We start from the raw sequence: 24,335 nt of genomic DNA, 5'->3' as shown, positions 1-24,335 counted from the left end.
GCTACTCCGTCTCCTCCTCCTCGCGCAGCTCCGCGCTCGCCTCGCGCACCTCCCGCATGACCGAGGAGATGCGCTCCTCGGCCTCCAGCTCCTCCTCGACGGAGAGGTCGACGCCCTCGACCTCCAGCAGGAACTTCGCGACCTCCGTCGACTCGTACATCACGTCGTCCAGCTCCTCGGCGGTGAAGAAGTCGCACATCGCGCCGTAGAGGAACGTCGCGCCCGCGGTCCGTATCTTGTCCTCGAAGGCGGCACGGGCCTGGTTGACCGCCTGCGGCGTGTACGTGTCCGTCATGAACGGCACCAGCTCGGGCAGGTTCTCGCCGATCTTCGTCATCTCGACGCCGGTCTCGGTGCGGAAGTCCGAACAGAGCCGGGCGATGGCCCACTCGCGGGCCGTGATGTAGGTGCGGTCGCGCAGGAACTCGTTGACCCGCTCGTACTGCGCGCCGTCCATCTTCTTGAAGCGGTCGTAGGTGGCCACGTCCTCGGGCACGTCGAGCGTCTCCTCGTCGGGGACGCCCGGCGTGGGCTCGCCGGCGTCCGTCGGCTCGTCTCCCGACGACGCCGGGTCGTCCTCGGCTGGCGATTCGGCCGTGTCGTGCTCCGCCGGTGTCTCCGTCGACGGGGCGGTCTCCCGGCCCGTCTCGCTGGCCGGCGGCTCCGCGTCGTCCCCATCCGTCGCCGGCGACTGCTCGGTCATGCCCTGCTCTACCTCGCTCTCGGCTAAAAAGGTTCGGCGGCGGGACCGGCTCAGTCCGCGCTCCGGCGGAGGACGAAGACGAATCCCCCGACCGACAGCAGGAACGCCGCCGTCGCGACCGGGTACTGTGCGGTGCTGAGGGTGGCGGCCAGCGAGCCGGCCCCGAGCGAGCCGGCGACCGTCGCGACGAGCGGCGCGGTGCAGCTCACGCAGGCGAGGAGGCCGACCGCGCCCGGCATCGACGCGCCCCACGTCCGGTCGACGGCGACCGCCGCGAGCAGGCCGAGCGTCGCGTAGCCGGCGACGAGGAACGGGACGACCGTGAGCGCGACGACCGAGCCGACGTAGTGCACCGCCGGGCCCCAGCCCGGAATCGCCAGATGGACCGAGAGCTCGGGCGCGGACGCTGCCGGCACGAGCAGCCCCGCGGTCCACAGCAGCACGAGTACGTACGCGATGCCGACGACAGCGGGGAGTGGCGAGAGCGACCGCGCGCCTGCGTCGACGGCGACCGCGACCCCGACGGCGCTGACCGCCAGCCACAGCAGCGGGTAGGCGACCTGTGCGGGCGACCGGACGACGGGGTCGACCGCCAGCCAGTAGCCCAGCGTCACGCCGGCGACGACCGCGAGCCCGACCCACGACAGCGGGAGCCGGGGACGCCGTTCGACGACCGACATCTCAGGCCTCCTGCTGTGCCGACGCACGCTGGAAGTCAGCCAGCACGGCGAACAGGGTCAACACGACGGCCAGCGTGCCGAGGTACGGGACCGCCGGCACGTCGATACCCAGGAACAGCCCGAGCGCCGTCCGGAGCTCGAAGCCGAACACGAGCAGGAACGCCCAGGCGACGAGCAGGCCGCCGCGGGTCTGGACGATGGGACCGCGGTCGCTCATCGTCCCACCCCCAGGAGTTCGCGGACGGCGTCGAGTCCGACGCCGGGGTCGAACCGGCCGAGCACCGACACCGGGTAGGCGTCACCGCCGGTGCCGAACAGGCCGCCGTTCTGGACGATGGCCCCGAGCGGCAGCGCGTACGCGAGCAGGACGAGCACCAGCGCGATGCCCGCCCAGAGCTTCATGTTGTCGAGCACGCGCGGGCTGTCGTCCGGACCGGAGAGCGGCTCCGGGAGCGTCTGACCGAGTCCATCGACCTTCGGGTTCCCCAGCGAGAGCGCGAGGTTCCCGAGGAACAGCAGCGTCGAGACGAACAGCAGCGTGCCGCCGACGGCGAGCTGGACGTTCAGCTCCGCGATGCTCCCGAACGCGGTCTGGAAGTCGAAGCCGGCGTACTGGGGTTCGGCGGTCCGGCGCGGCACGCCGTACAGCCCGGCGACGTGCATCGAGTTCGACATCAGCGCCATGCCGCCGAACCACATGACGACCTGCAGCAGGCCGATGGGACGCGAGTAGAGCCGCCGGTTCGTGAGCTGTGGCCACAGCCAGTACGTCCCCGCCATCATCGTCAGCGCGACGGCCGTGCCGACGGTGAGGTGGAAGTGGCCGGGCACCCAGATGGTGTTGTGGACGAGGTAGTTGATGTTCATCCCGGCGTTGATCATGCCGGAGAAGCCACCCGCGGCGAACATCAGGCCGGCGAGCGCCATCCCGGTGAACGCGGGGTCGCGCCACGGGAGCGCGGTGAGCCACCGGAACAGCCCCTCGCCGCCACGCTGGCGCGCCCCGTGCTCCATACTGGCGACGACGGTGAACGCGGTCAGCAGGCTCGGCAGCAGCAGGAACATCGTGTTCGTCATCGCGATGAACTTGAACCCCTCCGCGATGCCGGGGTCGACGTACTGGTGGTGGATGCCGACCGGGGTCGACAGCAGCACGAACAGCACGAAGACGACCCGTGCGAGGGGATCGCTGAACAGCCGCCCGCCGGCGAGCTTCGGCAGCACGGTGTACCAGAGCATGTACGCCGGCAGCAGCCAGAAGTAGACGACCGGGTGACCGAAGAACCAGAACAGCGTCCGGGTCAGCAGCGGGTTCACCGTCTCGATGAGCCCGAGCGACCACGGCAGCAGGAAGAAGAGCACCGCGATGGCGACGCCGATGGTCGCGACGTACCACATGATCATCGTCGTCAGCACCATGAACGTCTGCAGCGGGATGCGCTCGTCCGGGTTGTCCTGCTTCCAGTGCAGCCAGGTGCGGAACCAGTCGACGCCCGCGAGCCACGTCCCGATGATGAACACGACGAGTCCCGTGTAGAACAGCGGGTGGGCCTGCAGTGGCGCGTAGAACGTAAAGAGCACGTCGGCACTGATGCCGATCTGGTCGACGAACCCGAGCAGGATGGTGAGGCCCGTGATGACCGAGCCGATGGTCATCAGGGTGAGCCACGCCCGGGTGAAGTTGATGTTCGTCGGCGACCGGTCCAGGCTGCGGGTGACCGCCCACTGGTACAGCCCCACCAGGTAGAAGATGGTGAAGACGATGACCAGCAGGACGCCGTGGGCCGTCAGCACCGTGTAGTAGTCAGTCGAGGGGATGAACCGCAGGACGTTCGTCCGGTGGAGCGCCTGGATGATACCGAACAGCGCACCGAGCCCGAGCGCGGTGAACGCGACCAGGAACGACCGCCGGACGAGCTCGGCCTCCTCGGGGTACCGGTCCGCGAACGTCTCGCGTTCGACGCTCATTGCTCACCCCCGTCGCTGCTGTTGTACTGGCCCTCCGGCACGACACGGAGGACCCCCTCCATGGTGTGGTGGCCGTCACCGCAGTACTCGTGGCAGACGATGCCGTACTCGCCGGCCTCGTTCACCTCGACGGTGATCTCGGCCACCTCTCCCGGGATGACCATCGTGTTGGCGTTCGTCCCCACGACGGCGAAGCCGTGGATGACGTCGGCGGAGGTCACGTAGAACGTCACCGTGCTGTTGGCGGGCACGACGATGGGGTCGGGCTGGAAGATGAACTGCCGCGCGACGACGTACGCCTCGTACTCGTCCTCACCGACCTGTTCGACACCGGGGTCGCTGAACTCGGGGTGTTCGTCCAGACTGTTCGGGTCCACGTTGCCGCCGCTGTCGTCGACCATCGACACGCCGACGCCGACCGCACCGTAGGTGATGGTCGCGATGAAGCCCACGATGAGCAGCAGCGACATCCCGAGCCAGAGCTTCTCGTACTGGTGGATGTGCACCCGTGCTCACCCCACCACGACGAGATCGTTGCCGAGGAACTCGATGAAGTACATGAACACCCACATGACGACCAGTATTGTGAAGTACATCAGTATCAGCGCAAGTGTTCCTTTCGGGTCGAACTCCTCGTGAGATAGCTCCCGTTCCGGCCCTTCCTGCATCGCCGGGGCCGAGACGCTCTGTTCCGGCCCTTCCGGTTCACCGTCCTCCTCCTCGACTGCTGGTACACCCCTGCTCATGCGAACGTGTTCCAACGGCCCACGACTTAACTCTCGGGTCGGCTACCACACCCCGGGAATCGGACGAGATTTTATACTCACGCGCGAGTACACCCCATAGCATGGACATCACACCGCGTGTGATCGGGCTCATCTCGCTGGCCGCGCTGGTGCCCGCGGTGGTCTTCGTGGCGCTCTCGGGCGAGACCATCGCCGCCGTCACGCTCCTCAACGTGCTCATCATCACCGGCTGTCTGGCGCTCGCGCTCTCGCCGCACGAGGGCGAGCACCACGACGACGCGAGCGCGAACGGGGTGTGATAGGTGGTCGGGTGGGTCGACCCCGTCGCGCAGGCGATGCACACCGGCACCGTCAGCGCGAACGCCGACCTGCTCCTGTTCCTCGTCATCGGCGTGCTCGGCGGCGCGCACTGCCTCGGGATGTGCGGGCCCCTGGTGTCGACGTACGCCGACCGCATCACCGCCAGCCGCGACGACCGCCGGGGCGACCAGCTCACGACGGCCGACGTCCGCCAGCACGGGCTCTTCAACCTCGGCCGCACCGCGGGCTACGCCGTCGTCGGCGCGCTGCTCGGACTCGCCGGGAGCATCGTCGTCGGGGGCGTGAGCACGGTCACGTCGCTCTCGACGGTCGTCCGGGGGAGCGTCGGCATCGTCGTCGGGCTGTTCATCATCGCCGCGGGCGTCGGCTACCTGTTCCGGGGAACCGCGGGCGGCGCGGCGGTCGGGAACTCGATCCCCGGGCTCTCGGCGGTGTCTCGACGCGTCAGTGGCGTGCTGACCGGCCACCTCGACCGCGCGACGAACTCGAGGGGTATCGTCGGCCTCGGCGCGGCCCACGCCGCGCTGCCCTGCCCCATCACCTACCCGGCGTACCTGTACGCGTTCGTCATCGGCGACCCGGTCCGCGGGGCGCTCGCGCTGTCGCTGCTCGGCATCGGTACCATCCCGACGCTGTTCGCGTACGGACTCGCCATCGGGTCGCTGTCCGTCCGGAACCGGACCCTGCTGCACCGGGTGATGGGCGTGGCGTTCCTCGGCCTGGGCTACCTGCCGTTCGCCCACGGCCTCATGCTGTTCGGGGTCCATCTGCCGCACCCACCCGTGCCGTACTACCAGCCGCTGTGAGGGAGCCATGACCGGCTGCACACTCTGTGACCTGGACCTGCCCGCCGACCCGGTGACCGACTCCGAGGTAGAGGGGAAGTTCTGCTGTCGTGGCTGTCTCGCCGTCGCCCGCTCGCTGGACGACGTCGACGATATCGACGAACGCTCGCCCGAGGAGCTGCTCGACGCGGGCGAGGACGACGCCGACGGCGAGGTCTGCTACCTGTCGGTCGACGGGATGCACTGTGCGACCTGCGAGCTGTTCCTCGAGGCGACCGCCACCGACCACCCCGGCGTCGAGGGCGCGTCTGCGAGCTACGCGACGGACACGATGAAGCTCGTCTACGACCCCGCCACCGTCGACGCGGGCGACCTGCCCGACGCTGTCTCGACGGCGGGCTACGAGGCGCGCGAGCGGGGGCTCGACGACGACCGCGAGCCCGACTCCCCGACCGCGACGTTCCTCGTCGGCGGCGGCTTCTTCGGCATGATGACGATGCTGTGGTACGTGCTGTTCATCTACCCGCAGCACTTCGGCTTCGCGCCGGTCGTCGACTTCGGCTCGTTCGGCCGGCTCTACCTGCTCGCACAGATCTGGCTGTTCACGAGCGTCGTGCTGTTCTACAGCGGCTTCACCCTCCTGCGCGGGGCGTACGTGAGCCTGCGGGCGGGCCAGCCGAACATGGACCTGCTCGTCTCGCTCGCGGCGACGAGCGCGTACGTCTACAGCACCGCCGTGATGCTCACCGGCGGCATCGACGTCTACTTCGACGTGACCGTCGCCATCGTGCTCGTCGTCAGCGCCGGCAACTACTACGAGGACCGCGTGAAGCGCTCGGTCGTCTCGCTGCTGTCTGACCTCACCGCGGCGTCGGTCGAGGAGGCCCGCCTCCGCGACGGCCGCACGCTCCCGGTCGAGGACGTGGCCCCCGGCTCCGAGCTACTCGTCCGGCCGGGCGAGCGCGTCCCGCTCGACGGCACCGTCGTCGAGGGCGTCGCCGCCGTCGACGAGGCGCTCGTCACTGGGGAGTCGCTCCCGGTGACGAAGCGCGAGGGCGACGCGGTCGTCGGCGGTTCGGTCGTCACGGACACGCCGCTCGTCGTGGCGGTGAGCGAGGACGCGACGAGCACGCTCGACCGCATCGTCGGCCTGCTCTGGGAGGTCCAGAGCGCCCGCCCGGGTGTCCAGCGACTCGCGGACCGGCTGGCGACGGTGTTCGTGCCGACGGTGACGGCCCTCGCGGTGCTGGTCGCCGCCGGCACGCTCGTCTTCGGCGGCACCCTCACGCGAGCCCTGCTCGTCGGACTGACCGTGCTCGTCGTCGCCTGTCCCTGTGCGCTCGGGCTCGCGACGCCGCTGGCCGTCGCCGCGGGCATCCAGCGCGCCGCCGAGTCGGGCGTCGTCGTCGCCTCGGAGACCGTCTTCGAGGTGCTCCCCGAGGTCGACGTGGTCGCGCTCGACAAGACGGGGACGCTGACCAGCGGCGAGATGACCGTCACCGGCGTCGAGGCCGACGACGACCCTGTCCTCGCCCGCGCCGCCGCGCTGGAGCGCTACTCGAACCACCCCGTCGCCGACGCCGTCGTCGCGTTCGCCGCCGGCGAGGGCGTGCGGTCGGAGCGCGCGGGCGACGACGTCGCGGCGGACGGCGGCGAGCCAGCACCCCCTGCACGGGGCGAGGCCACCGACGACTGGGACGACCCCGCCACGGCCGTCGACGTGCGTCCCACGGGCGTCGTCGGCGAGGTCGATGGCGAGCGGACCGTCGTCGGCAACCGCGACCTGCTGGAAACGGAGGGACTCACCGTCTCCGACCGGTTCCGCGAGCGCGCCGACGCGGTCGCGGCCGACGGCGGTGTCCCGGTGCTCGTCGGCTGGGACGGTCGCTGCCGTGGCGTCCTCGCCGTCACCGACCGGCCGCGCGACGACTGGGACGAGACGGTCCGTACGCTCGCCGCCGACGGCCGCTCCGTGGTGGTCCTGACTGGGGACGACGGTGCCGCCGCCGAACGGTTCCGCGACCACCCGGACGTCGACGAGGTGTTCGCCGGTGTCCCGCCGGACGGGAAGGTCGCCGCAGTCCAGCGACTCCGCTCCCGGGGCACCGTCGCGATGGTCGGCGACGGCGACAACGACGCACCCGCGCTCGCCGCGGCCGACGTCGGCGTCGCCATCGCGGGGAGCGGCGGACTGGCGGCCGAGGCGGCCGACGCGGTCGTGACCGATGGACGCCTCGACGCGGTCCCCGTGCTGTTCGACGTGGCCACCGCGACCAGACGACGCGTCCGCGAGAACCTAACCTGGGCCTTCGGCTACAACGCGGTCGCCATCCCGCTGGCCGCGACCGGACTCCTGAACCCGCTGTTCGCCGCGCTGGCGATGGGGTCCAGCAGCGCCCTCGTGGTGCTGAACTCGGCGCGGTCGCTCGTTCCCACGGAGTGAAAATCTCGGGACCGGGTTTATACGTGGACCGCGTATCTACTGGTATGACTCAGTACCCGAAGCAGACGAACGATGGACTCCCGACCGAAGAGCGCATCCTCTGGATCGCCGGCGCACTCGGGCTCCTCGTGGCGTTCCTGCTGACGGCCGCCGTCGTGTTCGCGACCGTCGGCACCGGCGCGCTCACGACCGGCTACGTCCCGGTCGCGCTGGTGTTCACGGCCCTGCTCGTGCTCGTCGTGGCCGCGATGCGCCACTACGGCAACCTGCGCCCGCGCTGACGGACAGCTGTTTCTGCGGAACCGGTAGGTAATCACATCGGACAGTTCTACGGACAGCCATGCACGTCAGACCGGCGTCGCCGGCCGACGCCGAGGCCGTCCTCTCGGTCCACCGGGCCGCAATCGCCGAGCGTGGCCCGCGTGCGTACGACGACGCGGTCGTCGACACCTGGCACGCCGGCCGGAGCGTCGACGACTACGAGTTCGACGGCGAGGACACGTTCCTCGTCGCGGAGACCGACCACGGCACCGTCGTCGGGTTCGGCACCGCCCTCCCGGAGCGCCGCGACCACCTCGTCGCCGACGTCGACGGCGAGGTGACCGCGCTGTACGTCGACCCGGACCGGGCGGGCGAGGGCGTCGGAACCGCCCTGCTCGACGCACTCCACGAGCGCCTCCGCGAGGCTGGCACGACTGCGGCGGCGTGCTGGGCCTCGGCGAACGCCGCCGGCTTCTACGAGCACCGGGGCTACGAGCGCGTGACCACCCACCGCCACGAGTTCGCCGACGGCGTCGAGGGCGACGTGGTCGAGATGCGGACCAGCCTGTGAGTCCGCCCACGCGCTACGGTCGTCCCGTCGCTCCAGCGCCCACGTGACACGGGTGTAACCTGCCGACGCAGTTGTCCACACGCTATTTCCCCGCCGGACGCCTACGGTTCGGTATGACCGACACGGACAGACTCCACGGCATCCACCACGTGACGGCCGTCGCGGCGGACCCCGCCGAGAACGTCGCGTTCTACACCGACACCCTCGGCCTCCGCATGGTCAAGCAGACGGTCAACTTCGACGACGTGACCACGTACCACCTCTACTACGGCGACGAGACTGGCACGCCGGGCACGGCGATGACGTTCTTCCCCTTCGGTGAGACACGACAGGGCCGCGTCGGGAAGGGCATGACGAGCGCGACGGCGTTCCGCGCCCCCGAGGGCTCGCTGTCGTACTGGCAGGGACGGCTCGCGGAGACCGACGCCGACGTGACCGAGCCCGTCGAACGCTTCGGCGAGACCGTCCTGCCGTTCCGCGACCCGGACGGCCAGCCGCTCGAACTCGTCTTCGGCGAGGACCCGCACGACGACGGCGCGGTCGAGCCGTGGGGCGACGGGCCAGTCCCCGCCGAGCACGCCCTGCGCGGTTTCGCCGGTGTGACGCTGCTCCCGACCGACCCCGAGGCGACCGCCGACGTGCTCGCGACGATGGGCTACGAGGCCACGGACACCGTCGGCGACCGCACCCGCTACGAGGTGCCCGACCGCGCGGGCGTCGTGGACGTGCTCGACCGGCCCGACGCGCCGGCCGCCCGTCCCGGTGCGGGCACCGTCCACCACGTCGCCTTCCGCACGCCCGACTCCGAGACCGAGCTCACGTGGCGGGAGACGCTGCAGGACGCCGGCCAGCGCGTCACCGAGCAGAAGGACCGCCAGTACTTCCAGTCCATCTACTACCGCGAGCCCGGTGGCATCCTGTTCGAGATCGCGACCGACGGCCCCGGCTTCACCGCCGACGAGGACGTCGAGACCCTCGGCAGCGAGCTGAAGCTCCCGCCGTGGCTCGCCGACGACCGCGAGCGCATCGAGGCGAGCCTCCCCCCACTGGACCTCGACGCGGCGACACAGCTGACCGACGGCGGTGTCGGTGGCGACCGAACCCCGGGTGAGCGGTGACGATGGTCGACGGCCCACACGCCGACCCGCAGGTGCTGACGACCGGCGCACCGCTCGAGGATGCCCGCGCCGCCGTCGTCGCGCTCCACGGCCGGGGCGCGATGGCCCGGAGCGTGCTCACCCTCGCGGACGAGCTCGACGTGTCCGACGTGGCGTGGCTCGGCCCGCAGGCCGCCGGCAACACCTGGTACCCGTACTCGTTCATGGCCGACATGGCGAACAACGAGCCACACCTCTCCTCGGCGCTCGAGCTCGTGGACGAGACGGTCGAGCGCGCCGTGGACGCCGGTGTCCCGCGCGAGCGGGTCGTCCTCCTCGGCTTCTCGCAGGGGGCCTGCCTCGCCAGCGAGTACGTCGCCCGGAACGCGACCCGGTTCGGCGGCCTCGTCGCCTTCAGCGGCGGCCTCATCGGACCCGAAGGGACCCCCCGAGACTACGACGGCGACCTCGACGGCACGCCCGTCTACCTCGGCTGTGACTCGAACGACCCGCACATCCCGAAGGAGCGCGTCCACGAGACCCGCGACGTGCTCTCCGACCTCGGCGCGGACGTGACCGAGCAGATCTTCGAGGGGATGGGCCACACCATCATCCCCGAGGAGATCGAGGGCGCACGGGACGTGCTCGCGAGTGCGGTCGGCGACGCCGACGAGTAGCCGTCTCTGAGGCCGGACAGCCACCAACTCTCTTTATCCGGGTCCGTGAACTGGCACACATGAGCGACTCCGACATCGTCGTCGAACGGCTCCCGCCGGACGAGGCGTTCGGGCTGGTGGCCCACGAGGCCAGGGTCCGCACGCTAGAGGCTCTGCTCGAGGCCGACGAACCGCTGTCGTTCAGCGAACTCAACGACCGCGTCGGAATGCGCGACACCGGCCAGTTCAACTACCACCTCGGCAAGCTCACCGACCGGTTCGTCACGGAGCGCGACGACGGCTACGCGCTCACCCGCGAGGGCGCACGGGTCGGCGGTGCCATCCTCTCCGGCGGCTACACGAAGGGCATCGACGCCGACCCGGTCGAGATGGACGCCACCTGCATCGACTGCGGCTCGACGATGACGGCGACGTTCGACGAGACACGGGTCGACATCACCTGCCCCGACTGCGGGGAGGACTTCGCGCAGGTCGAGGTCCCGCCGGGTGCACTCTACGACTGCACACCCGAGGAGGCCGTCGACGTCGCCCACCGCTGGGCGATACGGAACCACAGCACCGCCGAACTCGGCTTCTGTACGCGCTGCGACGGCCGGATGGACCGCTGGGTCATCGACGGCGAGAGCGACGACTCCCCGGACTGGCTCGTCGACGGGCCGTTCGAGGCGTTCGTCCGGTACGACTGCGAGCGCTGTGGCGCGGGCTGGTTCACCGACGTCGGACTCGCGCTCATGTCGCATCCGGCCGTCGTCGCCTTCCACTACGACCACGCCATCGACACGCGAGAGACGCCGCTGTGGGAGCTGGAGTGGGTGAGCGCCGAGGCTTCGACCGTCACCGGGCGCGACCCGCTCCGCGTCTCGGTCTCGGTCACGCTGGACGACGAGACGCTGACGCTCACCGTGGACGACGAACTGACCGTCCTCGACGAGGAGCGGACGACCGTCTGAGTCAGCCGCGCTGGGCGGCCGTGCTCACCGGACCGCGAGTCCGCGCACCGGTCCGGTCTCGTCCCACGATACCGCCTGCCTCCACGAGCGACCAGCGTCCGTACTGCGATAGAGCCCGTCGTCGGCCGCCGCGAGGAACGTCCCCGGACCTGCCGGCGCGAGCACCGGCCGCCGGAACCCCTCGGGCTCTGGCAGTCCGTCCATCGCCACCTCCCACGGGTCGTCGCCCTCCTTCCGGTAGACGTAGCTCTCGGCGGTCCCCGCGCGGTGAGCCTGCGACGCGCCGGTGGCCGCCGAGACCACCCGGAGGTCCGGTCGCTCCGGGTCGACCGCGACGCTCCAGCAGTACCGGTGGTCGAGGCCGGACTGGGGCTGTGTCCACGTCCGGCCGTGGTCGGTGCTCTCGGCGTAGCCGTCGCCGGCCGCGCTGTACACCCGTCCGGCTGCGTCGGGGTGTGTCGCGAGCTGGTGGTTGTCCCGACGACTGCCGCCCGGGCGTTCGGTCCACGTCTCGCCGCCGTCGTCGGTGACGACCAGCGCGCCCGCCTCGATGCCGACGTAGAGACGGTTCTCGCGGTGCGGGTCCGGTTCGAGCCAGCGGACGTGGTGTGTGTCGGGCCGCGGCGGGAAGTACCACTCGTCGGCGGACGGCAGGTCCGTGAGCCCGGGACGCTCGGTCCAGGAATCGCCGCCGTCGCCGGAGTGGAACACCCGGCTCGGCTCCGTGCCGACCCAGACGCCGTCGGGGTCGTGTGGGTCGAGGGCGACCGCCGTCACCGAGTCGGGGAGTGACTCGCCGACGCGATGCCAGCCGGCCTCGTTGTCCCCCACCTCGTGGCGGTACAGGCCGGCATCGAACGTCCCGGCGAAGACGCGGTCCGGGCCGGCGGCCACGCACTCGAACTCGTGGCCGGCGTACCGGGCGGTCACCGTCCCGTCGTCGACGGTCAGGAGCGCATCGTCCAGTGCGACGAACTGCATGGCTCGGGATACGCGCCCCCGGACAAAAACCTCGGGTGCCAGCGGCCGGGGACTAGCGGTACCCCAGCGCGCTGAGGCGGTCCTCCAGCTCCTCGGGGACGGCCTCGTCGTCCTCGGTGTCACGCTCGCCGGCGACGGTCGCCAGCGCGTCGAGCCGCCGCTCGGCGGCCCGGCAGAGCGCGGCGACACCGTCCTCGTCGGACGCCTCGGGCCATCGGTTCTCCTGCTCCTCGGGGTCGACGGTCCGGTCGTACAGCTCGCGCTCGTCGGCCGCCGGGCACTCGATGTACGTCCAGCGGTCGTCGCGGACACTCACGACGGTGTCGCCGTCGCCGAGGTTCCGCGGGATGGGCTGCTGGGTGACCGAGTCGCCACGAACCGTCACGGAGACGATCGGTGCGGCCCCGGGTTCCTCGCCGTCCCGAACGGTCGGGACGAGACTGTCGGCGGTGAACCCCTCGGGACGCTGGACGCCGTGGAGGTCACACAGCGTCGGCGGGATGGCGTCGAGCGCGACCGGCTCGTCGACCCGGCGGCCCGGCGTCTCCGGGGCGTCGACGATGAACGGCACGTGCGTCAGCTCGCGGTAGAGCTTCGGGTAGTGCGAGAGGTGGCCGTGCTCCAGGAACTCCTCGCCGTGGTCGCCCGCGACGACGACCGTCGTCTCGTCGCGGATGCCCTCGCGTTCGAGCGCGTCGAGCACCCGGCCGATGCTCCCGTCGACCTGGTGGGTGGCGGCGCGGTAGAGCGTCCGCAGGTCGGCGAGCGTCTCCGGACCGACCTCCCGACCGAGCCCCGTCCGGAGGTGCGGGCTGAGCATCCGGAGGGTGCCGTAGTCCTCGTCGGTGACCGCCCGGACGTTCACCGGCGCGGGGACGTACGGCGTGTGGGTGTCCATGTAGTGGATCCAGCAGAAGAACTCGCCGTCGGCCTCCTCGATGAACGAGATGGCGGCGTTCTCCACGTCGCGCATCCGGGAGGTGTTCTCGGCGGGATAGCTCTCCTGGCCCCGCAGTCGGCGGTAGGCCGCGCGGAACGGCTGGGTGGCGAACTGCGCCCACGCCTGCCAGGTCGGGTGCGCCGAGAGGAACTTGCTCGCCGGGTTGGACGCCTCCGCGTGGTACGTCTCGAACTCCTCGAAACCGCGGTCGTAGCCCCAGTACGCGGTGAGGAAGCCGTTCGAGGCGTTGAAGCCCCCCGTTGCGAGGCCGGACCGGCCGAGGGTCTCGGCGAGCGTCGGGCCGTTCCCGACGCCGATGCGTGGCCCGTCGGCGAACACCGGTGCGCCGCCGAGGATGCTCGGGAAGGAAAAGGGCGTCCAGTTCCCCTGCGCGAAGGCGTTCTCGAACACGGTCGCCCGTCCGGCGAGGTCCCGCAGTGCCGGGGTGTGCGACGAGTCGGATGTCAGGTCGAGTGCGTCCGCTCGCAGCGAATCGACGGTTATCAGAACGGTGGATCGTGTGTCCCCTGACATGCGTGGCTGGCCGGAACCCCGGCTATTCGCCTATCTGTAGCGGATGGGGTGCAAAATAGCTGTCGGGCCCGGTATATATAGGACGATGTAGCGCCCGCACGGCTCGGATGTGGCGAACAGGCGACACTCGGGGCTGCCCCCGACGACGTGTCGCACACTCGCTCCCCGTCGGAGGACGACGGTCAGGTCACGGCGGGTCTGGCCCCCGCTTCGTACTTGAACCGTCGGGCCGTGCTCAGTCGTCGTCGACCGGCGTCGCCATCTCGCGGGTCTCGGGTTCGACCCGCTGGCCGCGCGGGCCCTCGACGTCCACGCCGGGGAGCAGGTCGCGCAGGTAGCGGCCGGTGTGGGAGGCGTCGACCTGCGCGACCTCCTCGGGCGTGCCGGTGGCGACGACCTCGCCGCCGTGTTCGCCGCCCTCGGGGCCGAGGTCGAGGACGTGGTCGGCGTTCTTCACGAGGTCGAGTTCGTGCTCGATGACGACGACGGTGTTGTCGTTGTCGACGAGGCGGTGCAGCACGTCGATGAGCTTCTTCTCGTCCGCGGAATGCAGGCCGGTCGTGGGCTCGTCGAGCAGATAGAGCGTGTTGCCGGAGTCGCGCTTCCCGAGCTCCTCGGCGAGCTTGATGCGCTGGGCCTCGCCGCCCGAGAGCGTCGTCGACGGCTGGCCGAGTGTCATGTAGTCCAGTCCGACGTCCTTCAGGAGCTTCAGCCGACGGCGCAGGCGCGAGGAGGACTCGAAGAAGTCGTGGGCCTCCTCGACGCTCATGTCGAGTACGTCCGCGATGGTCTTGCCCTTGTAGGTGACATCGAGGGTGGCGTCGTTGTAGCGCGCGCCCTCGCACTCCTCACAGGGGACGTACACGTCCGAGAGGAAGTTCATCTCGATCTTGACGGTGCCCTGCCCGCCGCACTCCTCGCAGCGGCCGCCCTTGACGTTGAACGAGAAGCGCCCCTTCTCGTAGCCGCGCTGCTTCGAGAGCTTCGTCTCGGCGAACAGCTCGCGGACGTAGTCGAAGATGCCGGTGTAGGTGGCGGGGTTCGAGCGCGGTGTGCGGCCGATGGGGCTCTGGTCGATGAGCCGCACCGTCTCGATACCCTCGATGCCCTCGATGTCGTCGTGGTCGCCCGGGTTGACGGAGGTGTTGTCGTTCATCCGGCGGGCCAGTCCCTTGTAGAGCACGTCGTGCATCAGCGTGGACTTCCCGGAGCCGGAGACGCCGGTGATGGCGGTGAAACAGCCCAGCGGGAGGTCGACGTCGACGTCCTTGAGGTTGTGCTGGCGCGCACCCAGCACGGAGAGGTACTCGTCCGCGGTGCGGCGCGTGTCCGGCACCGGGATCTGCCTGCGCCCGGCGAGGAAGTCGCCGGTGACGCTCTCGTCGCTGGCGACGATGTCGTCGAAGTCGCCCTGCGCGACGACCTCGCCGCCGCGCTTGCCGGGGCCGGGGCCCATGTCGATGACGTTGTCCGCCCGGCGCATCGTCTCCTCGTCGTGCTCGACGACGATGAGGGTGTTCCCGAGGTCCCTGAGTCCTTCGAGCGTGTCGAGCAGCTTGTCGTTGTCGCGCTGGTGGAGGCCGATGGAGGGCTCGTCCAGCACGTACAGCACGCCGACGAGGCCGGAGCCGACCTGCGTCGCGAGCCGGATGCGCTGTGATTCGCCGCCGGAGAGAGTGGAGGCCTCGCGGTCGAGCGTGAGGTACTCCAGTCCGACCTCGGTCATGAAGCCGAGGCGGGCGCGTATCTCCTTCAGAATCTCCTCGGCGATGGTCGTCTGTCGCTCGTCGAGCTCGGCCTCCATGCCCTCGAAGTGTGCGAGCGCGTCGCCGATGCTCATCCGGTTGACCTCGCTGATTGCGGTGCCGGCGACGTAGACCGAGCGCGAGGCGGGCTTGAGGCGAGTTCCCTCACAGGCGGGGCACTCCGTGACGGACATGTAGTCCTCGATGTGGTCGCGGGTGCCCTGCGAGTCCGTCTCGACGTAGCGGCGCTCGAGGTTCGGGATGATGCCCTCGAACTTCTTCTGCTTGCGTCGGGTGCCGTTCTTCGTCTGGCGCTCGAACACCACCTCGTCGTCCGTGCCGTAGAGGAACTGCCGCTGGATATCCTCGTCGACCTCCTCGAACGGCGTGTCGAGGCTCACGTCGAAGTGCGCGGCGACCGCGTCGAGGCGGGTCTGGTAGTACGAGCGGTTGTAGCTCCAGGGCTCGAACACGTGCTTCAGCGGCTTCGACTCGTCGACGACGACGCGCTTCTCGCTGACCTCCTTCGTCTCGCCGATGCCCTCGCACTCGGGGCAGGCCCCGTGGGGCGAGTTGAACGAGAACGAGCGCGTCTCGATCTCGGTGAAGTCGATGCCGCAGTGGGTGCAGGCGAGCTCCTCGGAGAACTCGAGGACGAGCCTGTCCTCCGATTCTGCCCCCTCGTCGTCCTCGCCGGCCACGTCCGCGAGGTCGCCCGTCGAGCGCGCCTCGCTGCCGCCGATGTCCACGTCTGCGGGCGGGTCCGGGAGGATCAGCTTCATGACGCCGTCGGCCTCCGTCAGCGCCGTCTCCACGGAGTCCGTGATGCGCGGGCGGGCCTCCGACGAGAGCTTCACGCGGTCGACGACCACGTCGATGGTGTGGTCGTAGTTCTCGTCCAGTTCGGGGCGGTCGACGGTCAGGTCGTACTCCTCGCCGTCGACCTCGACGCGGGCGTACCCCTCGCTCACGAGCTCGTCGAAGCGGTCCTCGAACGCGCCCTTCTGGTCGCGGACGACCGGCGCGGCGATCTTCGCGCGGGTCCCCTCGGGCAGGTCGAGGATACGCGAGACCATCGTGTCCGCGGACTGCTCGCCGACCTCGCGGCCGCACTCCGGGCAGTGCGGCGTGCCGACGCGGGCGTACAGCAGGCGGAGGTAGTCGTGCAGTTCCGTGACCGTCCCGACGGTCGAGCGCGGGTTGTTCGCCGCGTTCTTCTGGTCGATGGAGATCGCCGGAGACAGGCCCTCGACCGTCTCGACCTGCGGCTTGTCCATCTGCCCCAGGAAGTTCCGGGCGTACGCCGACAGCGACTCGATGTAGCGTCGCTGGCCCTCGGCGTACACCGTCTCGAACGCGAGCGAGGACTTGCCCGACCCGGACAGCCCCGTCACCACGTTGAACTGCTCGCGTGGGATGCGAACGTCGAGGTCTTTCAGGTTGTGCTCCTCGGCACCCTTGACCTCGATGAAGTCCTTGCTCATCTGGTCATAGCCTGGGGCGGGACGACCCTTAGGGTGTCGGTTCCGGGTGGACTCGCGTCGAGTCGGCGGCGACGATGTGAGGTTTTAAATACGGGACCGGGCACAGTGAGAGTAATGAGCACGCCAGCGCAGTACGACATCTCCGGCATCGAGCTCACGGACGACCGCTACACCGTGGTCCAGAGCCTCATCCGGAACAAGTACAGGGCGGAGGACGCCGCGGGCAACGTCGTCCTGCGGGGGAAACAGAAGATGTTCAAGATGAAAGAGGAGTTCCCGTTCGTCGACGGGAACGGCGAGGACGTGTTCACGGTCAAGGCCGGGAGCATCATCGACGTGGCGGGCAACTACATGCTGTCCGACGCCCGGACCGGCGAGGACATCGTCGTCCTCGACAACGACTTCTCCCTGCTGCAGGACACGTGGCGCATCCGGGACGCCCGCACCGAGGAGGTCCTCGCCCGCATCGACTCGCGCGGCGCGATGGTCACGCTCGCCCGGAACTTCATCCCGTTCGGCGAGCTCATCCCGCACAAGTACGAGATAACCGACGCGAACGGGAACCACGTCGGCAGGATCGACGGCCAGTTCTCGTTCAAGGACAAGTACGACATCGTCATCGACGACGCGAGCGCCGTACCGAAAGAACCCATCGTCGCGGCCGCAATGGTCATCGACGCCATCCAGGGCAACTGAGCGCCGTCGCGGGGAGCCGGCCCGCCGCCGACACCGGCGTCACGCCGGTCGCAGGTGGACGACGACCTCGGTGCCGACCTCCGGGTCGCCGAAGCTGACTTCGCCGCCCAGCGACCGCACCACCCAGTTGACGACCCACAGGCCGAGCCCGTCGCCGTGTTCGACCTGCGAGACGTCGCGGTCACCCGTGAGGAACGCCCGCTCGTGGGCCGGGATACCCGGCCCGTCGTCCGTGACGTGGACGTGGACGCCGTCGGCGTCGGTCTCGACCCGGACCCCGACCGCTGGAGCCGGCGCGTGGGTGTGCTGGATGCCGTTCTCGACGAGGTTCTCGACGGCGAGGTCGAGGCGCTCGTCGGCGTGGGCCATCGCGGTCCCGGGTGCGTCGACGTCGATGGTCGCCCGCGGGTAGCGGTCGCGGAGCCCGTCGACGAGCGGTTCGAGCCGCTCGACCACGTCCGTCGGTCCGGGCGTCAGGTCGGTGTCCTGCTGGATGACCTGCTCGAGCTGGTGGACCTTGTCCGCGAGGCGCGCCACGTCCTCGGCCCGGCCCGTGACCCGTTCGATGAGCGCGTGGTCGTCCCCGTCGTCGAGTCGGTCGTCGAGCTGGTCGAGGTAGCCGATGACGACGCCCATGTCGGTGCGCAGGTTGTGCCGGAGCACGCGGTGGAGCACCTGCAGGTGGCGCTCCCGGTCGCGCTGGTCGGAGATGTCCGTGTAGATGCCGAAGGCGTGGGTGCCCCGGTCGTCGGTGCGGTACGGGATCCCCCGGAACAGGAAGTAGCGGTCGCCGTCGGCCGTCTCGCGGCGAACCTCGGCCGAGACGGGGTCGTCGTCCTCGGCGAGCGTCCGCCGGTCGAGTTCACGCCCGCTATCCTCGTCCTCGGCCGGGACGAGCACGTCGTTGACCGACTTGCCGACGACCTCGCCGGTCTCGTGGCCGAAGACGCGCTCGAACGCCGGGTTCACGGTGTCGACCACTGGCTCGTCGCCCTCGAACCGCGTGTCCACGACGGGGTCGGGCAGGTGCTCGAACAGCGACCGGAAGCGGTCCCGCTCGTGGGCGAGGCGCTCCTCCGTCTCGACGAGGTCGGAGATGTCCCGGACCGCACCGATGGTGCCCCGGAACTCGCCGTCGTCGCTCGGCAGCAGCGAGAGCTCGATCTCGATGGGGACGTTCGTGCCGTCGGCCTGGATACCCGTCGTCCGGTAGGTCCGGCTCCCGTCGTCCTCGGCCGCGAACAGTTCGGCGACGAGTTCGCCGCCGCGGTGGAACCCCTCCTCGTCGACGAACTTCGAGACGTGCTCGCCGACCAGCTCGTCGCGGTCGTAGCCGGTCGCCTCGACGATCTGTCGACTGACGAGGACGATGCGTCCGCTCTCGTCGAGGACGTACACCATCTCGCGGACGTTGTCGACCACGGTCCGGTACAGCTCCAGGGTCTCCTCGCGGGCGGCGCGTTCGAACGCGGCCGAGGCGTTCGCCGTGAGTATCTCCGCGAGCTGGACGTCCGACTCCTCGATGTCGGTGACGCTGTCGGTGCCGACGGCGAGGACGCCGTGCTCGCCGAGCGGGAAGTAGAGCGCGGCGTCCTCGTCCCGGCGCTGCACGGTCGGCTGGCCCGTCTCGAACACGCGCCCGACGGGCGGCTCGCCAGCGTCGTACGCGGGGTCGTCACCGCCCGCCGCGGGCGTGAGCCGCTCCTCGTGGTCGTCGACGAGCCAGACCGTCGTCCACTCGAAGTCGAGGGTGTCGACGGCTGTGTCGACGACCACGTCGGCGATCTCGTCCGGCGAGTGGATGGTGAGCAGCTGCCGGGCGGTCGCCAGCAGGCCGCTGAGCGTGCGCTCGTCGGGCCGGGTGGGATCCTGCGCCCGCGAGAGCAGCGCGACCCGCTCGGCGAGCCGACTCGCCGGGTCGTCCCAGATGGCGAGTGGGAGGTACTCCGACGCGGTACCGTCGGCGACTGCAGCAGCGACCTCGTCGCTGGGCTCGTCGGTGACGAGGATGCCCGGGACGTGCGGATACGCGCCGCGCAGGCGGTCGAGGAGTTCGAGCCCGGACAGCCCGTCGCGCTCGTTCGGGCAGACGACACAGTCCACGGGGGTGGTCGCGAGGTGATCGGCCGCGTCGGCGTGGTCCTCGGCGACGGTGACGGCGACGTCCGGGTGGTTCGACAGGAGCGGCTCCTCGTGGGAACCACGGACTGACAGGACCACCGGACGCGAGCTCATGCGGGGGAAGTCACTCGGACGATGGGCAGGTGGCTACATGAAACTGTCTCCCCTTCTCCATCGACGGGGGGTCAGCGGTACTCGAACGCGAGTAAATCTAACCGCTTAAGTGCCAGCCCGCCCGTGTCACTCGTAGCATGGCCACCTACGCGGGCGTCGACCTCGGTGCGACGAACGTCCGGGCGGTCGTCGGCGACGGCGACGCCCGCATCCTGGGGTCGCACCGAACGAGCACGCCACAGGGTCCGACCGGCATCTCGGTGACCGAGGCGGTGCTCGACACGCTCAAGAACGCCTGTGCGGACGCCGGGGTCGACCCGACCGCCGTCCGTGCCTGCGGCATCGGCTCCATCGGCCCCCTCGACCTCGCCGAAGGTGCCGTCGAGGACCCGGCGAACCTCCCCGACACCGTCGAGCGCATCCCGCTCACCGGCCCCATCGGGCAGCTCATCGACAGCGACCGGGTGTACCTGCACAACGACACCGCCGCCGGCGTCATCGGCGAGCGCTACCACGCCGACCGCAACCCCGACGACATGGCGTACATCACCATCTCCTCGGGCATCGGGGCCGGCGTCTGCGTCGATGGCAACGTCATCGCGGGCTGGGACGGCAACGCCGGCGAGGTCGGTCACTACGTCGTCGACCCGCAGGGCCGGCTCACCTGCGGCTGCGGGAAGGACGGGCACTGGGAGGCGTACTGCTCGGGCAACAACATCCCGAACTACGCCCGCCTGCTCGCCGAGGACGACCCCGAGGTCGAGACCAGCCTCCCGCTCGCGAACCCCGAGTTCACCGCGAAGGACGTGTTCGACGCCGTCGGCGAGGACGAGTTCGCCGACCACGTCGTCGACCAGCTCGCCCACTGGAACACCATCGGCGTGAGCAACGTCGTCCACTCGTTCGCCCCCATCGTCATCTACATCGGCGGCGCGGTCGCGCTCAACAACGCCGAACTCGTGCTCGACCCGATCCGGGAGCGCATCGACGAGATGGTGATGACGAACATCCCCGACATCCAGCTCACCACGCTCGGCGACGACGTGGTGGTAAAGGGCGCGCTCGCGAGCGCCCTCACCGGCGGCACCGGTGACAGGACCCGGACACGTCGCTGACCCGAGCCGGGATCTCCCCGGTCGGTCCGACACCCGTCTGCCGTTTCGACGCGCGAACCAGTAACAAAAAGACATCTTTGAGCTACCTGAAGCTTTAGTTGGAGACGCCCGTTCCATCGCAGTATGGAACGAAGAGATGTGCTCCGTGCGGGTGCAGGCGCGCTCGCACTGGGTGCAGTTGGAGGGACAGCCTCCGCAACACGAGCACAGGAAGCCTACGAGCCACTCGGTAGCGTCGACATCGAGGGTACCATGGAGGTCGCCCCGACCGAGGACGGGAACTTCGCGTTCGTCGCGGCCAGCGACGGCTTCGTCTCGGTCGACATCTCGGACGAGGCGAACCCCAGCATCGCCTTCGAAGACCGCGACCTGCTCGCCGACCGCGACGCCGGCCCGATGCAGGCCGTCGCGGACGTGAAGGTCGACGGCGACCGCCTGCTCGTGGTCGGCCCCAACCAGGCCGGCGAGGTCATCAAGGCGGCACTGCTCTACGACATCTCCGACCCCGCGAACCCAGAGCAGCTGGCTGTCCAGACGGTCGACCACTCCATCCACAACAGCTTCTTCGAGGACGGCTACGCCTACCTGACCAAGGGCGACCGGTTCCGCATCATGGACACGTCGGGCGACGAGTTCAGTGCGGTCTCGGAGTGGGGAATCCACCAGACCGCCGACATCTGGAGCGAGGTCAACCCCAACTTCCGGAACGTCCACGACCTGTGGGTGCAGGGCGACTACGCCTACCTCGCGAACTGGGACGCCGGCACCGTCATCGTCGACATCTCCGACAGGGCGAACCCGTCGATGGTCAGTCGACTCGGCGGCGCGGACCCGCAGAAGCTCGCACAGGTCCAGCAGCAGGACCTCGTCGACATCTTCTACCAGCCGCCCGGCAACGACCACTACGTCACCGTCGACGAGAACGCGGAGACGCTGTACGTCGGCGCGGAGTCGTGGGACACCAACCCCGACGACGACCGCCGTGGCGCGAGCGGCATCGACATCTGGGACATCTCCGACAAGACCAGCCCCGAGAAGCTCACCACCATCCGCGCGCCCGGCGCGGAGAACGAGGGCTTCCAGGGCCAGTTCACCACCTCGCACAACTTCTCACTCAACCGAGACCGCCTCTACACCTCCTGGTACTACGGGGGCGTGATGATCCACGACGTCTCGGACCCCGCCAATCCGGAGCGCATCGCCTGGTGGCGCGACCCCGACACCACGCAGTTCTGGGGCGCGAAGTACGCCCGGTACAACGGTCCGGACGCCGTCGGCGTCTTCGTCGCCGGCAACATGGGTCCCGGTCAGAGCAACACCGGCGGGCTCTACGTCTTCCCCGATACCGATGGGGAGATGGCCGAGCCCCCGGGCGTGTTCACCCCGCCGGAGGAGACCAGCCTGATCACGAGCGTCGACTGGCCGGACTACGTCGAGAGCGAGAGCCCGAACACGCAGACGCCGACCCAGACCCCCACCGCGACGCCGACCGAGACACCGACGGCGACGGAGACGCCCACCGCGACGCCGACGGAGACCGGCACGAGCACGGTGGACGGCACCACCGCGACGCCGACCGAGAGCGGCGACGACGGCGGCTCGCCCGGCTTCGGCGCGCTCACCGCCCTCGCCGGCCTCGGTCTCGGCGCGGCTCGGTTCCTCCGAGCTGACGACGGGGAGTAGGGAGAGCCGGACCGGGACCCTCCAGGTCGGCGAGCGCGGCAGGTCGTGTCAGTGCAGATAGGTAGCCGGGGTAACATTCCGGCAGTCTTTTTTCGATTCTCCCCCTCGAGCAACGTATGCAACGGAGAACCCTCCTTCGCGCCGGTGCTGGCGCGTTCACACTCGCCACACTCGGCCGGCCCGCCGCCGCCAGCGGGACGACAGCGTACGACCCGACCAGCGAACTCCGGATCGACGGCGCTGCCGAGGTCGTCCTCGCCGCCGACGGGGCGACGGCGTACGTCGCCGCGAGCACCGGCTTCGCGACCGTCGACGTCTCCGACCCCGCAAACCCGACCGTGTTGGCCGAGGAACGCGCCATCGAGACGGGCGGTGGGAGTTCCGCCCGACAGATCCTCGACATCAAGGTCGACGGGGACACGCTCCTCGTCCCGACCGCTGCACAGGGCGGCGGCCCGCTGGGCTTTTTCCTCTACGACGTCTCCGACCCCGCAAACCCGACCCGGATCGGCGACTTCTACGACACGCCCCACGGCAACCACAACTCGTTCATCCTCGACGACGTGGTGTACCTGACCGGCAACGCGGGTCGCTCGACGTACCTCAACATGATCGACGTCTCCGGCGGGGAGTTCGAGCAGCTCGGTCGCTGGTCACCGAGCCAGGACCTCGACGCAGGCTGGGGCGACGTGCTCGGGAAGGTCCTCCACGACATCTACGTGCAGGACGGGATCGCCTACTGTGCGTACTGGGACGCCGGCACCTTCCTGGTCGACGTCTCCGACCCGACGGAACCCGAGTTCGTGGTCCGCATCGGCGACTACGCGTTCGAGGACCTGCGCGAGTGGAGCGACGCCCGTGCCAGCACCGACTACACGGAACCACGGGGGAACGCGCACTACGTCGCGGTCGACGACGACGCGAGCGTCCTCGGCGTCGGGCGCGAGACGTGGGACACGCAGACCGGTGACGGCCAGGGTGGACCGGCCGGCATCTCCCTGTACGACATCTCCGACCCGACCAGCCCGACGCACCTGTCGACGATCGAGCCGCCGATGCCCGCGGACGGCGATACCACTCGCCAGGGGACGTGGACCACCTCGCACAACTTCCAGTTCGTCGGCGACCGCCTCTACACCTCCTGGTACCAGGGCGGCGTGAAGGTGTTCGACGTCGCCGACCCCTCGAACCCGGAACAGCTCTCGTGGTGGCGTGACCCGTCGTACGCCTTCTGGACGGCGGTGACGACCCCCGACCTCGACTTCTACGCCGCGACGAGCTACAGCAGCGTCCCCGGCGCGGAGAACGACGCACTGGTGCTGTTCCCGGACGAGGCCGGGCAGCAGTCCGCAGCCCCGTCGAGTCTCGTCGACGCGGACCCGCTGGTCCGCGCGGAGAACGAGCACTACGTCGACCTGCCGAGCGCGTTCGGCGGGAGCGACGACGGCACGGCGACGCCGACGGCCACACCGGAGCCGACTCCGACGGCGACGTCGACACCCACACCAACGTCGGAGCCGACCGACACCCCGACGGCGACCGAGAGCGCTGGCGACGGCGGCTCGCCCGGCTTCGGTGCGCTCACCGCCCTCGCCGGCCTCGGCCTCGGCGCGGCTCGGTTCCTCCGCGACCGGGACGACGAGTAGGGACGTTCCGAGCGAGCAGCAGCGCGGTTCCTCACGGTCGTTCCTGTCGAACCGTGCGACACGGACCCAAAGCT

The 24,335-nt window shown here is 69.8% G+C and carries 22 protein-coding genes; 12 read left to right on the top strand and 10 right to left on the bottom strand.

The window, feature by feature from the left end:
• Position 1 precedes the first annotated feature (1 nt).
• Genes NO345_RS07620 through NO345_RS07595 form a run of 6 tightly spaced genes read right to left on the bottom strand, consistent with a single transcriptional unit; the run spans position 2 to position 4,097 of the window.
• On the bottom strand, positions 2-703 hold the full coding sequence (locus NO345_RS07620; protein WP_256298002.1) for a DUF5806 family protein: 702 nt from the start codon (positions 701-703) through the stop codon (positions 2-4).
• A 50-nt stretch (positions 704-753) separates the two neighbouring features.
• A complete protein-coding gene (locus tag NO345_RS07615) occupies positions 754-1,383 on the bottom strand; it encodes a DUF7546 family protein (RefSeq protein ID WP_256298000.1) in 630 nt (209 codons plus the stop codon).
• A gap of 1 nt (position 1,384) precedes the next feature.
• Positions 1,385-1,600: a hypothetical protein gene (locus tag NO345_RS07610; protein WP_256297998.1), complete on the bottom strand. Its 216-nt coding sequence runs from the start codon at positions 1,598-1,600 to the stop codon at positions 1,385-1,387.
• Complete coding sequence (locus tag NO345_RS07605; RefSeq protein WP_256297996.1) at positions 1,597-3,351, bottom strand: b(o/a)3-type cytochrome-c oxidase subunit 1; 1,755 nt, start codon at positions 3,349-3,351, stop codon at positions 1,597-1,599. The genes NO345_RS07610 and NO345_RS07605 overlap by 4 nt, the downstream gene beginning before the upstream one ends.
• The gene (locus tag NO345_RS07600; protein ID WP_256297994.1) at positions 3,348-3,857 is read right to left on the bottom strand and encodes a cytochrome c oxidase subunit II; all 510 of its coding nucleotides are present in this window, start codon (positions 3,855-3,857) and stop codon (positions 3,348-3,350) included. Before NO345_RS07600 ends, NO345_RS07605 begins: the two co-directional genes overlap by 4 nt.
• Positions 3,858-3,863: 6 nt before the next feature.
• Entirely contained in the window at positions 3,864-4,097 is a 234-nt protein-coding gene (locus tag NO345_RS07595) for a hypothetical protein (RefSeq protein ID WP_256297992.1), read from the bottom strand.
• Between the two features lie 101 nt (positions 4,098-4,198).
• Between NO345_RS07595 and NO345_RS07590 the strand changes: the two genes are divergently transcribed.
• From NO345_RS07590 to NO345_RS07555, 8 genes are all read left to right on the top strand, one after another.
• Positions 4,199-4,396 carry a DUF8131 family protein gene (locus NO345_RS07590; RefSeq protein ID WP_256297990.1) on the top strand — a complete coding sequence of 66 codons (198 nt, stop codon included), beginning with the start codon at positions 4,199-4,201 and terminating at the stop codon, positions 4,394-4,396.
• 3 nt (positions 4,397-4,399) lie between these two features.
• On the top strand, positions 4,400-5,224 hold the full coding sequence (locus tag NO345_RS07585) for a sulfite exporter TauE/SafE family protein (protein WP_256297988.1): 825 nt from the start codon (positions 4,400-4,402) through the stop codon (positions 5,222-5,224).
• Between the two features lie 7 nt (positions 5,225-5,231).
• The gene (locus NO345_RS07580; RefSeq protein WP_256297986.1) at positions 5,232-7,646 is read left to right on the top strand and encodes a heavy metal translocating P-type ATPase; all 2,415 of its coding nucleotides are present in this window, start codon (positions 5,232-5,234) and stop codon (positions 7,644-7,646) included.
• A 44-nt stretch (positions 7,647-7,690) separates the two neighbouring features.
• Positions 7,691-7,927, top strand: coding sequence for a hypothetical protein (locus tag NO345_RS07575; RefSeq protein WP_256297984.1), 237 nt, complete (start codon positions 7,691-7,693; stop codon positions 7,925-7,927).
• A 59-nt stretch (positions 7,928-7,986) separates the two neighbouring features.
• Positions 7,987-8,478, top strand: coding sequence for a GNAT family N-acetyltransferase (locus NO345_RS07570; protein ID WP_256297982.1), 492 nt, complete (start codon positions 7,987-7,989; stop codon positions 8,476-8,478).
• Positions 8,479-8,591: 113 nt separating this feature from the next.
• Positions 8,592-9,596: a ring-cleaving dioxygenase gene (locus NO345_RS07565; protein ID WP_256297980.1), complete on the top strand. Its 1,005-nt coding sequence runs from the start codon at positions 8,592-8,594 to the stop codon at positions 9,594-9,596.
• A gap of 2 nt (positions 9,597-9,598) precedes the next feature.
• On the top strand, positions 9,599-10,252 hold the full coding sequence (locus NO345_RS07560; RefSeq protein ID WP_256297979.1) for an alpha/beta hydrolase: 654 nt from the start codon (positions 9,599-9,601) through the stop codon (positions 10,250-10,252).
• Positions 10,253-10,311: 59 nt separating this feature from the next.
• Entirely contained in the window at positions 10,312-11,202 is an 891-nt protein-coding gene (locus NO345_RS07555; RefSeq protein WP_256297977.1) for a DUF7351 domain-containing protein, read from the top strand.
• Between the two features lie 24 nt (positions 11,203-11,226).
• Here the strand turns inward: NO345_RS07555 and NO345_RS07550 are convergent, their stop codons facing one another.
• The 3 genes from NO345_RS07550 to uvrA all read right to left on the bottom strand — a co-directional run bounded on the left by NO345_RS07550 (position 11,227) and on the right by uvrA (position 16,886).
• Complete coding sequence (locus NO345_RS07550) at positions 11,227-12,183, bottom strand: WD40/YVTN/BNR-like repeat-containing protein (protein WP_256297975.1); 957 nt, start codon at positions 12,181-12,183, stop codon at positions 11,227-11,229.
• Positions 12,184-12,235: 52 nt separating this feature from the next.
• Positions 12,236-13,657, bottom strand: a complete 1,422-nt coding sequence (locus NO345_RS07545; protein ID WP_256297973.1) for a sulfatase — start codon at positions 13,655-13,657, stop codon at positions 12,236-12,238.
• 235 nt (positions 13,658-13,892) lie between these two features.
• Complete coding sequence (gene uvrA / locus NO345_RS07540) at positions 13,893-16,886, bottom strand: excinuclease ABC subunit UvrA (RefSeq protein ID WP_256297971.1); 2,994 nt, start codon at positions 16,884-16,886, stop codon at positions 13,893-13,895.
• Positions 16,887-17,000: 114 nt separating this feature from the next.
• Between uvrA and NO345_RS07535 the strand changes: the two genes are divergently transcribed.
• Entirely contained in the window at positions 17,001-17,582 is a 582-nt protein-coding gene (locus NO345_RS07535) for an LURP-one-related/scramblase family protein (RefSeq protein WP_256297969.1), read from the top strand.
• A gap of 39 nt (positions 17,583-17,621) precedes the next feature.
• Here NO345_RS07535 and NO345_RS07530 read toward each other — a convergent pair whose 3' ends face one another.
• A complete protein-coding gene (locus tag NO345_RS07530) occupies positions 17,622-19,817 on the bottom strand; it encodes a PAS domain S-box protein (protein WP_256297967.1) in 2,196 nt (731 codons plus the stop codon).
• Positions 19,818-19,954: 137 nt separating this feature from the next.
• Between NO345_RS07530 and NO345_RS07525 the strand changes: the two genes are divergently transcribed.
• From NO345_RS07525 to NO345_RS07515, 3 genes are all read left to right on the top strand, one after another.
• Positions 19,955-20,932, top strand: coding sequence for an ROK family protein (locus tag NO345_RS07525; RefSeq protein ID WP_256297965.1), 978 nt, complete (start codon positions 19,955-19,957; stop codon positions 20,930-20,932).
• 123 nt (positions 20,933-21,055) lie between these two features.
• The gene (locus NO345_RS07520; protein ID WP_256297963.1) at positions 21,056-22,615 is read left to right on the top strand and encodes an LVIVD repeat-containing protein; all 1,560 of its coding nucleotides are present in this window, start codon (positions 21,056-21,058) and stop codon (positions 22,613-22,615) included.
• Positions 22,616-22,731: 116 nt separating this feature from the next.
• Complete coding sequence (locus NO345_RS07515) at positions 22,732-24,261, top strand: LVIVD repeat-containing protein (RefSeq protein WP_256297961.1); 1,530 nt, start codon at positions 22,732-22,734, stop codon at positions 24,259-24,261.
• The last annotated feature ends 74 nt before the right edge of the window (positions 24,262-24,335 follow it).

It is taken from the genome of Haloarchaeobius salinus (assembly GCF_024464185.1).
GTDB lineage: Archaea > Halobacteriota > Halobacteria > Halobacteriales > Natrialbaceae > Haloarchaeobius > Haloarchaeobius salinus.
Note: the sequence above shows the minus strand (reverse complement) of the source record. Positions and strands in the feature narration are given on the sequence as shown.

What these genes read in the sequence shown, in the direction of transcription:
- NO345_RS07620 (WP_256298002.1), bottom strand. Translation starts at nt 703, where the DNA reads ATGACCGAGCAGTCGCCGGCGACGGATGGGGACGACGCGGAGCCGCCG.
- NO345_RS07615 (WP_256298000.1), bottom strand. Translation starts at nt 1,383, where the DNA reads ATGTCGGTCGTCGAACGGCGTCCCCGGCTCCCGCTGTCGTGGGTCGGG.
- NO345_RS07610 (WP_256297998.1), bottom strand. Translation starts at nt 1,600, where the DNA reads ATGAGCGACCGCGGTCCCATCGTCCAGACCCGCGGCGGCCTGCTCGTC.
- NO345_RS07605 (WP_256297996.1), bottom strand. Translation starts at nt 3,351, where the DNA reads ATGAGCGTCGAACGCGAGACGTTCGCGGACCGGTACCCCGAGGAGGCC.
- NO345_RS07595 (WP_256297992.1), bottom strand. Translation starts at nt 4,097, where the DNA reads ATGAGCAGGGGTGTACCAGCAGTCGAGGAGGAGGACGGTGAACCGGAA.
- NO345_RS07590 (WP_256297990.1), top strand. Translation starts at nt 4,199, where the DNA reads ATGGACATCACACCGCGTGTGATCGGGCTCATCTCGCTGGCCGCGCTG.
- NO345_RS07580 (WP_256297986.1), top strand. Translation starts at nt 5,232, where the DNA reads ATGACCGGCTGCACACTCTGTGACCTGGACCTGCCCGCCGACCCGGTG.
- NO345_RS07575 (WP_256297984.1), top strand. Translation starts at nt 7,691, where the DNA reads ATGACTCAGTACCCGAAGCAGACGAACGATGGACTCCCGACCGAAGAG.
- NO345_RS07570 (WP_256297982.1), top strand. Translation starts at nt 7,987, where the DNA reads ATGCACGTCAGACCGGCGTCGCCGGCCGACGCCGAGGCCGTCCTCTCG.
- NO345_RS07565 (WP_256297980.1), top strand. Translation starts at nt 8,592, where the DNA reads ATGACCGACACGGACAGACTCCACGGCATCCACCACGTGACGGCCGTC.
- NO345_RS07560 (WP_256297979.1), top strand. Translation starts at nt 9,599, where the DNA reads ATGGTCGACGGCCCACACGCCGACCCGCAGGTGCTGACGACCGGCGCA.
- NO345_RS07555 (WP_256297977.1), top strand. Translation starts at nt 10,312, where the DNA reads ATGAGCGACTCCGACATCGTCGTCGAACGGCTCCCGCCGGACGAGGCG.
- NO345_RS07550 (WP_256297975.1), bottom strand. Translation starts at nt 12,183, where the DNA reads ATGCAGTTCGTCGCACTGGACGATGCGCTCCTGACCGTCGACGACGGG.
- NO345_RS07545 (WP_256297973.1), bottom strand. Translation starts at nt 13,657, where the DNA reads ATGTCAGGGGACACACGATCCACCGTTCTGATAACCGTCGATTCGCTG.
- uvrA (WP_256297971.1), bottom strand. Translation starts at nt 16,886, where the DNA reads ATGAGCAAGGACTTCATCGAGGTCAAGGGTGCCGAGGAGCACAACCTG.
- NO345_RS07535 (WP_256297969.1), top strand. Translation starts at nt 17,001, where the DNA reads ATGAGCACGCCAGCGCAGTACGACATCTCCGGCATCGAGCTCACGGAC.
- NO345_RS07530 (WP_256297967.1), bottom strand. Translation starts at nt 19,817, where the DNA reads ATGAGCTCGCGTCCGGTGGTCCTGTCAGTCCGTGGTTCCCACGAGGAG.
- NO345_RS07525 (WP_256297965.1), top strand. Translation starts at nt 19,955, where the DNA reads ATGGCCACCTACGCGGGCGTCGACCTCGGTGCGACGAACGTCCGGGCG.
- NO345_RS07520 (WP_256297963.1), top strand. Translation starts at nt 21,056, where the DNA reads ATGGAACGAAGAGATGTGCTCCGTGCGGGTGCAGGCGCGCTCGCACTG.
- NO345_RS07515 (WP_256297961.1), top strand. Translation starts at nt 22,732, where the DNA reads ATGCAACGGAGAACCCTCCTTCGCGCCGGTGCTGGCGCGTTCACACTC.